The organism is Paenibacillus dendritiformis (assembly GCF_015845845.1).
Classification (GTDB): Bacteria; Bacillota; Bacilli; order Paenibacillales; family Paenibacillaceae; genus Paenibacillus_B; species Paenibacillus_B dendritiformis_C.
Genome location: NZ_LDIG01000182.1, coordinates 1 through 11,457, shown reverse-complemented (window position 1 = coordinate 11,457; position 11,457 = coordinate 1). Strand labels below are relative to the sequence as shown.

Annotated in this window: 8 protein-coding genes and 1 pseudogene; 4 read left to right on the top strand and 5 right to left on the bottom strand. The window is 46.4% G+C overall.

Features of this window, described 5'->3' with window-relative positions; all coding sequences use genetic code 11:
- Positions 1-301 precede the first annotated feature (301 nt).
- Positions 302-1,600 (top strand): group II intron reverse transcriptase/maturase, encoded by a 1,299-nt coding sequence (gene ltrA, locus ABD76_RS18875; RefSeq protein WP_197253427.1) that lies wholly within the window; start codon positions 302-304, stop codon positions 1,598-1,600.
- Positions 1,601-2,104: 504 nt separating this feature from the next.
- Here the strand turns inward: ltrA and ABD76_RS18870 are convergent.
- Complete coding sequence (locus ABD76_RS18870; protein ID WP_420901959.1) at positions 2,105-4,486, bottom strand: bifunctional cytochrome P450/NADPH--P450 reductase; 2,382 nt, start codon at positions 4,484-4,486, stop codon at positions 2,105-2,107.
- Positions 4,395-5,288: a cytochrome P450 gene (locus ABD76_RS31000; RefSeq protein ID WP_420901958.1), complete on the bottom strand. Its 894-nt coding sequence runs from the start codon at positions 5,286-5,288 to the stop codon at positions 4,395-4,397. The genes ABD76_RS18870 and ABD76_RS31000 overlap by 92 nt, the downstream gene beginning before the upstream one ends.
- Positions 5,289-5,726: 438 nt before the next feature.
- On the opposite strand from ABD76_RS31000, the gene ABD76_RS18865 reads away from it, so the two are divergent.
- Both ABD76_RS18865 and ABD76_RS18860 read left to right on the top strand, forming a co-directional pair.
- Positions 5,727-6,482, top strand: a complete 756-nt coding sequence (locus ABD76_RS18865) for a spr1630 family ClpXP-sensitive toxin (protein WP_197258722.1) — start codon at positions 5,727-5,729, stop codon at positions 6,480-6,482.
- A 40-nt stretch (positions 6,483-6,522) separates the two neighbouring features.
- Positions 6,523-7,731, top strand: coding sequence for a spr1629 family repressor/antitoxin (locus tag ABD76_RS18860; RefSeq protein ID WP_197258721.1), 1,209 nt, complete (start codon positions 6,523-6,525; stop codon positions 7,729-7,731).
- 162 nt (positions 7,732-7,893) lie between these two features.
- Here the strand turns inward: ABD76_RS18860 and ABD76_RS18855 are convergent, their stop codons facing one another.
- Together ABD76_RS18855 and ABD76_RS18850 are read right to left on the bottom strand one after the other, a co-directional pair.
- Positions 7,894-9,408: a malate:quinone oxidoreductase gene (locus tag ABD76_RS18855; protein WP_338125147.1), complete on the bottom strand. Its 1,515-nt coding sequence runs from the start codon at positions 9,406-9,408 to the stop codon at positions 7,894-7,896.
- A gap of 417 nt (positions 9,409-9,825) precedes the next feature.
- Entirely contained in the window at positions 9,826-10,380 is a 555-nt protein-coding gene (locus ABD76_RS18850; RefSeq protein WP_242069644.1) for a uracil-DNA glycosylase, read from the bottom strand.
- Between the two features lie 114 nt (positions 10,381-10,494).
- Here ABD76_RS18850 and ABD76_RS18845 point away from each other — a divergent pair, with 114 nt between their 5' ends.
- Complete coding sequence (locus ABD76_RS18845) at positions 10,495-11,127, top strand: sterol desaturase family protein (RefSeq protein WP_197258616.1); 633 nt, start codon at positions 10,495-10,497, stop codon at positions 11,125-11,127.
- A gap of 81 nt (positions 11,128-11,208) precedes the next feature.
- On the opposite strand, the pseudogene ABD76_RS18840 reads toward ABD76_RS18845, so the two are convergent.
- Positions 11,209-11,457: pseudogene (locus ABD76_RS18840) on the bottom strand (hypothetical protein); the annotation flags it as partial.

Below are 11,457 nucleotides of genomic sequence, written 5' to 3'. Positions count from 1 at the left end.
AAAAAAAGGTGAGTTTAGACGGAGCTTCCCCGGGGTCGAAGAGCCAGGCATGCATACCAATAATCACTCGGCAACTTGGGAGACCCTGACGCTCTTCCGAAGACAAGTACTCTTTAGGAACGACTTTGGGAGTATGGCGGCCAAGCGATGAAACGCAAGAAAGCCAAACGGCAGTCAGGGAGTCGGATCGCCGCATAGTACCGAAGAAGCCGATGTAATGTTGGCAGAGGGAAGGCAGGCGACACAACAATCGATCTTGTTAAGGAAACATATACTGCACAACGGAGGCAGCAGAATCAATATGGAAACCAAATTAGCAAGAATAGCAACTATGGCCAAGTCAGACCCGAATCTAAGATTCACTTCCATAGGACACCTCATCAATGAGGAAGCGCTTATAGCTTGCCACAGGAAGATGAAACCGGGGAAGGCTACAGGAGTAGATGGCATAACGAAAGAGATGTACGAGCGTGAATTGGAAGCCAACGTAAAGAATCTGGTGGACCGGCTGAAGAAGAAAAGCTACCGGCCACTGCCGGCACGAAGGACGTATATCCCCAAGGACGAGAAAAGCAGAAGGCCGCTTGGCATACCCGCTTACGAGGACAAACTGGTGCAGATGGCACTCAAACGACTGCTCGAGGCGATATATGAACAGGACTTTCTGGAAAATTCCTACGGATTTCGGCCGGGGCGAAGCATGCACGATGCGCTAAAACGGGTTACATACAACATGGAACGAGGGAAAATGGAGTATGTAGTCGATGCGGATATCTCGGGTTTCTTCAATCATGTGAACCATGAATGGTTGATGAAATTTCTGGATAAAAGAATCGGGGACCCAAACATCCACCGCCTTGTGAGAAGAATGCTCATTGCAGGGATACAGGAAAACGGGGTATTCGAACCGAGTGAAGAAGGAACCCCTCAAGGTTCTGCAGTATCCCCGCTGTTAGCGAATATTTACCTGCATTACGTGCTGGACCTATGGTTCGATGCGGCCGTGAAGAAGCAATTGAGGGGCCGAGCGGAAATGGTGCGGTTCGCAGATGACTTCGTGTGCATGTTTCAGTTCAAAGACGATGCCGAGCGATTTTATTATGCTCTGCTCAAGCGCTTGGCTAAATTCAATTTAACAGTGGCAGAAGAGAAAACAAAGATTATACGATTTGGCCGCTTCGCTGAGGCTGCAAGGAGGAAAGCCGGCCTGGGAAAGCCGGACACGTTCGACTTTCTGGGATTTACCCATTACTGTGGGAAAAGTCGAACGGGGGGCTTTCGAGTCAAACGCAAAACGAGCAAGAAGAAATTCAGGCAGAAAATAAAAGCGTTTGACGCATGGATGAAACAAGCGAGACATAAGGAACTAACCTTAACTATACCAAAGATTCGTGCGAAATTAATAGGCCATTTCCGCTACTACGGAATAACGGATAACTTCAAGAGCATAAGAACGTACGCATACTTGGTACAGAAATCCATGTTCAAATGGCTAAACCGTAGAAGCCAACGGCAGAGTTACAGCAAAGAGAAATTCTATGACCTCGTCAAACGCTGGAATCTGCCGAAGCCGCGCATCTATGTCAATATCTACGGCTAAGAAAAAAAACCATACGTTGTAAATGATTGATGTGAAGAGCCGTATGCGTTAATTGCGCACGTACGGATCTGTGAGGGGTAGGGGCTCAATCCTCGGAAGGAAAGGCCCCGCCTACTCGACCAGGAACTGGAGGCTGGCGCTTCGCGCTGTGCTGCTGCCTTGGCAACGTTATCCCGTTGCCCTGTGCAGCGCGCTTCTTGGCGCTAAGCTGCGATAGTGCGGCCCATCGAGAGTGTTTACGGTGCTGTTTCGTTTCCCTTTTGGCCCGTTTAGGCCTTGCATTCGCTCGGCAGCAATATGTTAGCCCGCCCCAAGCCGCTGAATACGATCCCTGCAAGAACTGCGCGAATACCGTGGATAAAAAGAGGCCACCGCTTCTCTTTCCAAGCAGTGGCCCTCATAACTGCCGAGAAACAAACAACGAATACTCGTCGCTGGTCTTCCGTTCTCCGACATTATATTCTTACCGTCTGAGCCATATTGCCTTTGGCGCGGCCGAATAATCTATATCCCCGCCCAGACATCTTTTGCATACCTTCCGGACGTCTGCAGATTTCCCAACCATTTTTCCGCTTCTTGTTCATCCACCCCGTGGATACCCTGATAAGCCTTCTTCAGTTCGTTCTCTACATCGGGAGCCATTTTACTGCCGTCTCCACATACGTAAAGCCGCCCTCCGCCGTCGAGAAGGCGGATGATTTCTGCTGCATTCTTCGCCATCAGGTGCTGCACATAGGTTTTGGGCACACCCTCCATGCGGGAAAAAGCCGTATGAAGCGTAACGACTCCGTCCCTTTCATATTGTTCAAGCTCATCACGGTATAGATAATCGGCTTCGTTCCTGCAGCCAAAGTAAAGATGGGCTTCGCCCAGCGCTTGTCCTTCCCGCTTCATTATAGCGCGGGCTTGCAGAAAACCGCGGAATGGCGCTACTCCCGTCCCCGGACCTACCATGATAATCGGAGTCTGCGGATCTTCGGGGAGTTGGAATCCGGAATCCGGCGTTCGGACGAACATGACAATATCGTCTCCCGGTCTGCGCTCTGCCAAGTAATTCGAGGCCACGCCAAGATATTCGCCTCGGCCGCTCCAAGCCTGGCCTCGGACGACCCCAACCGTAATGCTGGCGCGTTCCTCGTCCATCCGCGGGGAGCTGGATATCGAATAATAGCGCGGTTTAAGCGGAGGCAGGAGCTCCACGAACTTCTCGAACGGGATCTCGCACGCTTCATATTTTTCAACAAGATCCAGCATCGTAACCCGCTTCTTCAAGATTTGCTCTTCATATGTTCCCTCCTCTAACAAAGCTTCCAATTCACGCTTATGAGGAGGACACACCGTGAAAGCGGCCACTTCGCGGATTTGGGCCCGAGTTGCGGCTTCTTGCACCTCTACGCTATGGCTAAGCAGGTCAAGGAGAGAGATTGGCCGATCTAAAGGCAGATGGGATGCACTGGCTCCGCTTGCTGTCAAAATCACTTGATCTTTTTCACGCAAACCAAACCGCCGCAAAATGCGATCGATATGGTCTTTGCGGTTGCTCGGAAAGACTCCAAGGTGATCGCCCTCCTGATAGGTCATCCCATCCGGCAATTCAATCTCGATATGGCGTGTGCTTCGTTCGCTGCCAGGCTGCTGCAGTTCCCGATTGGCCGCGATTGTCGCATGAACCGCTTCGTACGCTTGGGCGAGCGGAGTTTCCGTCAAGCCGCTTACATATTGAATGCTGAGTGTGCTCCGTTCTTTTTCTGCATTTTCATTCAATTTTAAATCGAAAGTTTTCATCGCATCGGCCCACATTTGACTTTTCCATGCTTCCAGTTGCTTTTCGAAGTCACCGCTTGCATCGGCCTCCCCGCGAAGGGAAAATCTCGTCGCTCCTTTCTCGGCTAGCTGTTCGTCAATGAACCTCGGTACCGCTTGATACGTGGCCGCCCAATTGTGGTCCCCGCAACCAAATACGGCATAGCGAACACCGCGAAGCTCACCTGGCTCGACCTGTTCCAACCATTGCACAAACTGTTTTGCATTGTTGGGCGGCTTCCCGTTATACGAAGAGGTGATGATGATCAGGGCGCCTTCCTTCGGCAGTTTGCCTAACCGGTCATCAAGGGGTGCCGCTTCGCTTCGGATGCCGTGCAACCGGGCAAGATCCGCCAGTTCTTTGGCAATCCGCTTGGCTGTTCCCATATCGGAACCGTAAAGAACGAGCAAGGGCCGATTATGGACTCCAATGATGGAGGCCGCCTCTCTTTTATTTTCCGGGCCAGGATCATCGTCAAGATTGTTTTCCGGTTGGATGGGATACGGATTGGCGAGTTTTTTATCCCGTAATTGCACACGGATTTTGAAGTCGGCCGGCTTCAGCGTCAGGGTTTGCTTTACTTTCAACTGATAGTTCAAATGATCCGTCAGTTCAAAGTGCCGAAGGATCAATCCGAGAACTAACGTCGCTTCGTGAAGCGCAAATTGCATCCCGATGCAAGCCCGTTGGCCATTCCCGAACGGTTTATAGGCATGGTTGGGAACTGTGGCGGGGTCTTCAAACCGTTCCGGCCGGAAGATCTCCGCATCCTCCCCCCATGCTCCCTTATCGCGATGAAGCTTGGGTAAAATAATGGAAACGGCTTCCCCCTTTTTGATGGGATATTTCCCTCCAATCACGGTGTCTTCCTTGGCGAAAAGACTAAATTGGGGAGCGGTCGGCCATAAGCGCAAAGATTCATTTAAAATCATTCGCACATATTTCAGCTTCAGAACCTGCTCATACGTAGGCAACGGGCCGGTCAATAATTCATCCACTTCTCTGTATGCCTTTTTGAGAACCTCCGGGTTCTTCAATAAAAAGTAAATCGCAAAACGACAGCAACCCGCTTGTCGTTTCATGACCCGCGATCAGGAACGTAATAATTTGAAACCGAATATTTTGATCATCCAGTGGTTGTCCCGTCTCGGGATCCTTGGCGGTCAGCATTCTGGCTAGTAAATCCGTTCCTCCCTGATCCCCGCTTGCTTTACGCTCGGCGATAATTTTATCGACTAAGGAGAACATCGACTGAATATCGCGCTCGTACTGACGTCTGGTGATTAACATCAGCTTGTTTTGAAGCGGCAAACGGCTGCTATAATGCATGGCCTCATCCAAAGCTCGAACCATACTGACGATAAAAGGATTGGGGGTTTCTCTATAGAAACTATTGAAACGATAGTCAAATCCGCATAAGCCAATGGTGTCCAGCGTGAGCCGCGTCATATCGTCCGGAACGTCGATACTTTCATCCGGATTCAAGCGCGCCCATTTTTGGACAAGCTGTAAAGCGATGTCCAGCATCCTGTCATGATACCCCTTCATGGCTTGCAGGCTGAAGGAAGGCATCAGAATGTTATGCGCTTTTTGCCAATTGGGTTCATCCGTCAGACTGGTGAATAGTCCGTCTCCCGCAAAATCACGTACTTTGAGCAAATGACCTATCGCTTTGTCAAAACGGGATTGATCACATACTTCGGCGACTAATTCAGGGCCGGAGACGATAATTACGGATCTTCCCATTAACTCGAATCTAAAAATCGGGCCGTATTCGTCAGCAAGTTTGCCGAAAGACAACGTCGGTGAATCTTTATCAATTAAGGGTAAATTTCCGAGAACCCCATAGGTTCTGGGCTGCGGTATCGGCATTAGTTGGTCCATATAGAAAGCTCCTCTGCAATAACGTTAACCAATGTAACGGCAGGCTCATTGAATAACCGTCAGGGAAGAAAATCGGCGAATTGGCGATATCCTCCTCCCTAATCTCCCCAAAATTGGCGAATTCAATTATCGAATCCCGGAAGTTAAGGCTCCCGACCATCACGTGCAAGTACATGCTTAGTTGTCCGACATTACTTGTAAAAAAGTACGCGGGGGATCGCAGCTTCGAATATGAAAGGCAGCTTGACATGTACTTGAATAATATTTGGACAGTACGAGAATAATTCAACGTAAACGTCCAGCAAAACCCTTTATAACTATAAAAATTAATGAAGATATACAACGAAACTTTAAGAAAAATAAAAAAAATCATTTCAATACAGTCCAATTTCGATTACACTATAAATGTCTTCATAAAATTGAATTGGAGTGTTTGAGATGGATCAATACAAGTTTAGTCCTGAACACAATAAAATGATTGTTGATGCTATTGTTGATGGTTATCGTGACTATATTGAACATCGGAAAGATCGCAAATCAAAAATGAAGATTAGCTCGGCTTTTTCCTGGACGAAGGGTAATTTTATTGAAAGCAAGCTCGCTGAAGAGTGTATTAGTCACGGCTTTACATATAAGAAATCAAAAGCGGGATTAACATGGGATTACCTGCAATTCATACATGGAGACTCCAAGATTCTTTTTCTTATAAAAAATGCGGCTTATTTCAATGAAGAATGCTTTTCACAAGCAAAACTGCCTGACAATAGCGGAAAGAAAGGTCCGCGACGCACCTATCTCCATGAACTCTCGAAAATCAATAAGGACTTAACATTCCCCTCAACACGGCAATCATCGAAAAGAGGGAAAGAAACGGAAGCGGTTGAACAGCTTTCCTTATTCATTCTGGAGAGCCGGGTGAGAGATGAGCTAGAAGATTTCACATCGTCCTATAATCAGTTCCATATCCTTACATACGCACTCGATGAGGCATATCAAATTTCTGAAATCAAACACTACTTGCCTAATCCAAATGATAACATCGCTTACCTCGTAGAGGATCTCTCCGACTTTATCTCCGGAGCTGAGTTAACTGAAGAGGATCGCGATGTAGTGGCACCTGAAATGAACGATGATGTTATGGATCCAGCCGCATTTGATATCGGGATTTATGAAGAGGAACAACAAAATTCATAAACAAACAGAATGGTTTTAGGTAAATAAGGAGGGAGCAGGCATGTTCATTGGTAAAAATCTAGCCAATTTACGGATCATGCATGGATATTCGCGAAAGCAGCTCTCCGAAATGTTAGGTGTTACAGAACAAGCCGTCTGGCAGTACGAGAACGCTTATACATCTCCGAAATTGCAGATCGTGAACGAATTGAAACGAATTTTTAGCGTAAAAAGTAAATACTTTTATACGGAAGACATGCTTGCACGGTACATGACGCCTGCCAATGTCGACGTAATGAACATCGCATATCGTTCAAAAGTATTGAATGTCATTTCGAAGACGCAGGCAGAAGCGAAGCATATTGAATATTTAGATGCTTTTGTCAACTATGTAACGGCCAAAGTCAGCCTTCCTACCTTAAAAATCATTAAGTTAAGGGACGAGGTTATTGAGTATTTAAACCATACAGGTGACGACAGATCTACTCAAATATATCATGTCGCTCATTTGGCGCGAAAAAGGCTCGAGTTACCGAATTCTAATAATGAAGATCTCATGTTCCTGATCGAAAAGAGCGGAGTGTTCGTTTTTGAGAAGGCGATTGGCGAGGAGATCGATGCTTATAGCCTCTGGACCCAAAACGATCGACCCTATATCATTTTGGGTAATATGAAACGATCGGCTGTTCGGAGGAACTTCGATATCGCACATGAATTGGGTCATTTGTTGCTTCATTATCGCCTTGAATTCGCTAACTTAGACCGGAAAGAGCACAAAATGATTGAGAATGAAGCGAATCTATTTGCCGGAGCATTATTACTGCCGGAAGACGAATTCGCAATTGACATGAAGGATGTATCCCATATCACGAATCCAGATGATTATTTAGATTTGAAAAAGAAATGGAAAACTTCGTTGCAAGTGTTGGGATATAGGGCAGCTAATCTTGGGATTATCGAACCAAAAGATCATCGGAACTTTTACGCGGCAATGCACCGGAAAGGTTATTTAAAAGTTGAACCGCTTGATGATGTCATTCCAATCCAGAAACCGATGAAAATCAAAACAATCATTGATCTGGTTTCAAAAAGAGGTCTCTTGGATATTGGTCATATGATTGAAAACGATTGGAAAGTAGAAGTATCCTTCTTTCATCATATGACAGGAATTGATCCAAGCTTTTTTAATAAGTACATGACGAGAAACTTGGATTTCGGCTTCGACAATGTTACCAAAATACCTGAGCGTATTTCTGCAGATAAAATATAAGTGATCATCCCCTTCAAGCAGTCACTCAAAAGAGACCTCAATTCATCATGAGGAAACGAGTACACCTGAAGGGGATAATTTTGTGGGTTGGATTTTAGCGTGAAGTCGACAATACCATTCATGTATTCCAGGAGCTTAATTCATTTTTTTCTTTTGCACGGTCTACATGACAGGCTGCAACTCATTGTGCAGACCAAGCGTCCGCGCTTTTTCCGTACGAATGTCATGGATAAGATCCGGGTTTTCCACTAAGGACAAGCCATAAGAAGGAATCATTTCTTTTATTTTCGGCTCCCACTCTTTTAGATGCTGCGGGAAGCATTTCTCGATGACCTCAAGCATGACGGACACGGCGGTTGAAGCCCCCGGAGAAGCGCCGAGCAAGGCGGCTATCGATCCATCGGCGGCACTGACGACTTCCGTACCGAATTGAAGCGTTCCTTTACCGCCGGCAACCGTATCTTTGATGACTTGCACGCGCTGGCCCGCCACCAATAGATCCCAATCCTCGCTTTTGGCATTCGGAATAAACTCTCGCAACTCTTCCATGCGCTTTTCCTTGGATAACAAAACTTGCTGGATTAAGTATTTTGTCAACGACAGGTTTTTTGCACCCGCCGCCAACATCGTCAATACATTATTCGGTTTTACCGAACCTATCAAATCAAACATGGAACCGGTTTTTAAGAACTTTGGCGAGAAGCCGGCAAACGGTCCAAAGAGCAGTGATTTTTTATTGTCGATAAATCTGGTGTCAAGATGCGGAACCGACATTGGAGGCGCGCCAACCTTCGCTTTTCCGTATACTTTGGCATGATGCTGCGCTACCACCTCCGGATTATTGCACACCATAAATAACCCGCTTATCGGGAACCCTCCAATATGCTTTCCTTCAGGAATGCCGCATTTTTGAAGCAAAGGAAGACTTCCTCCCCCGCCGCCGATAAAGACAAATTTGGCGGTATGGCGTTCGACTTCGCCTCGATCATTCCGTACTTTTAATTCCCACAAGCCATCGCTCGTACGTTTAATATCCTCTACTCGATGTTGATAATGGATATCGACGTTTTTATTCTGTAAGTGATCGAATAATATGCGCGTTAAAGCGCCAAAGTTGACATCTGTGCCGGATTCGATTCTTGTTGCCGCTATCGGTTCATTCAAGATCCGATCTTTCATAATCAGAGGGATCCACTCCATCAATTTTTCCGGGTCATCGGAAAATTCCATCCCTTGAAATAGAGAATTGTTTGATAGCGCTTCAAAACGTTTTTTCAAAAACGCTACATTTTGCTCCCCTTGCACTAAACTCATATGTGGCAATGGCATGATGAAGTCTTGCGGATTCCGAATCAGATTGCTGTCGACAAGATAAGACCAAAACTGCAGTGAAACTTGAAACTGTTCATTCACTTTGATCGCTTTGCTAATATCGATGGTCCCGTCCGGCTTTTCGGTTGTGTAGTTCAGTTCGCACAGCGCAGCATGCCCCGTTCCCGCGTTATTCCATTCGTTAGAGCTTTCCTCTCCTGCGCTTGCCAGCTTCTCAAACACTGTAACTTCCCAGTACGGCACTAATTCCTTCAACAATGTCCCCAAAGTCGCACTCATGATTCCAGCACCAATCAAGATAACGTCTGTTTCGGTTTGTCTGCTGCTCATTTTTACCGCCCTTATACTCTGATATTTGAAGAAAAGATATAGTCGCTCCCGCCAGCTCCCCTAACACAGCAAGCCGGAACGTGATCGGAATCATATACCTTTTCTATTATTGCCTGATCATAGTATACCACTATCATTGAAAGATTAAGATATTTACTATTATATGACAGTTACAAAGTAATTAAAAGCCAGGAAATTCTCTAACGCTGGCCCTCAAGAGATAATTTATCTAAAGTTTCCTCTTGCCATGATTAATCTTGAGAGGTTAATCGATGAAATTCTAACAGATAGTATCCACACCAATATTTCGAAATTTTTCGCTTTCCCTTATGATAGCTTATCGGGTCTCTCAGCGAAAAAAGGCCGCCGAAGTAATCGGTGGCCTGATTGTCGTGATTAAACGTGTCTTCTTGATTGAATATATGTATGCGTTTATGTTGCCGGCGTTGATTTTTCCTTCCACTTCTCCTTCAATGCTTTCAAATCCTCTACGAAGAGCCTCAGTAAATTGGGTCTCCTTCTTACGGCAAGCGGGTGATAGGTAAAGCTGATCGGGATACCCTGAAACTCGTGCCAGCTCCCTCGCAATTCCTTGACACTGGCGTTCTCCTTCTGTGGGAATATTGCTTCCGCCACGACATTCCCAAAACCAAATAATACCGACGGCTGCTTCTCCAGGAGCTGTAATTGTAGATGGGGAATACATGCTGCTCTGGCCTCAGGCTTATTATAAGCACGCATCGGTCGGCATTTAAGCAAATAGGTGATATAAACCGCGTTTGTATCGATACCCGCTTCCCTCATAGCATGCTGGAGTGTTTCCCGGGTACCGCATAAAAACGAATTTCCTTGCCGATCCTCTCTTTCGCACGCAATGAATACATTATCCCCCACCCAGAGCAAAAACTTGCCTTTCTTTAGGTTACGGTTCCCCTGACTTATCTTGAGCGACGGTAATTTACTTGAACCAGCATTCCCAGTGATCAACCGGCAACACCCCCGTATTTCCTGCATATTCATAGATCAGCGCAGCAAAAAGGCCGCTTCACAAGAAACACGGAAACGTTGGCCCTAAGTAACGGCATTAAGGAGGCGTTTTGAATGAAGACTAAATATATAAAAGAGTTTTTCCTTTTTCCCGATATATGCATCATGTACGGAATCTTCTTGGTCAGTTTTAGCCTGCTCATTCCAGGCCTGACAACCATCGGCCCATGGATTGCATTCACCATAGGCATGGCCGCTTATGCCGCCGCCGAGTATTTTACGCACCGTTTCCTGTTTCACCTAAAAACTCCGAAGAACCCCTTCTTTTTAAAATTACTTAAGCGTTTGCATTATGATCATCACTCCAATCCGAATGACCTGCATTTATTGTTTCTGCCCTTGTGGTATACTCTGCCGAATCTCGCCATCGCGGGAACCATCGCCTACTTTATTTCAGCAAGCCTCGTGATTACGAATGCTTTTATCGCTGGCGTGATCCTGTTTCTCTTGTTTTATGAGTGGAAGCACTATATCGCCCATCGTCCGATTACCCCCGTTACCCCCTGGGGCCGTTGGATGAAAAAAGTCCATTTATGGCATCACTATAAAAATGAAAATTACTGGTACGGCGTGACAAACCCGGTTTTTGATCTCGCCTTGGGAACCTTTCAGGATCAAAAAAATGTCGAGCTAAGCCAGACGGCCCGCAGCCTTGAACAACGCGAAAGTAAAAAGCTTGACCTGTAAAGAAAAAACAACCCGCCAAACACCAAAGTTTGCGGGTTGCTTTTATAAGCGATAATCGCATTTTTTCCTTCTGAGGCACCCTCACGGAAAATCCAGCTCGTCATCGATGCTGCGAAACATCTCCCTAGTCCGCGTCGGGCACCGGGCGTCCAGTTCCTCCCACAGACGATTCGGTAAAATCAAAAACTGGTGGGTAACGGAAAAATAGGAGTCCGCAAAAAGACGAATTTCGTATTTGTCCCTGATCAACTTCAGGAACCCGCGAATCGTGATGTAGCGATCTTTTTCGCTAAAGGTCAGCGCAATCGAATGCAGTTGTCCATAGTAGGT

Bases quoted from the DNA above. Each gene is read 5' to 3' on its own strand.
- ltrA (WP_197253427.1), top strand. From the start codon at position 302: ATGGAAACCAAATTAGCAAGAATAGCAACTATGGCCAAGTCAGACCCG.
- ABD76_RS18870 (WP_420901959.1), bottom strand. From the start codon at position 4,486: ATGAAACGACAAGCGGGTTGCTGTCGTTTTGCGATTTACTTTTTATTG.
- ABD76_RS31000 (WP_420901958.1), bottom strand. From the start codon at position 5,288: ATGGACCAACTAATGCCGATACCGCAGCCCAGAACCTATGGGGTTCTC.
- ABD76_RS18865 (WP_197258722.1), top strand. From the start codon at position 5,727: ATGGATCAATACAAGTTTAGTCCTGAACACAATAAAATGATTGTTGAT.
- ABD76_RS18860 (WP_197258721.1), top strand. From the start codon at position 6,523: ATGTTCATTGGTAAAAATCTAGCCAATTTACGGATCATGCATGGATAT.
- ABD76_RS18845 (WP_197258616.1), top strand. From the start codon at position 10,495: ATGAAGACTAAATATATAAAAGAGTTTTTCCTTTTTCCCGATATATGC.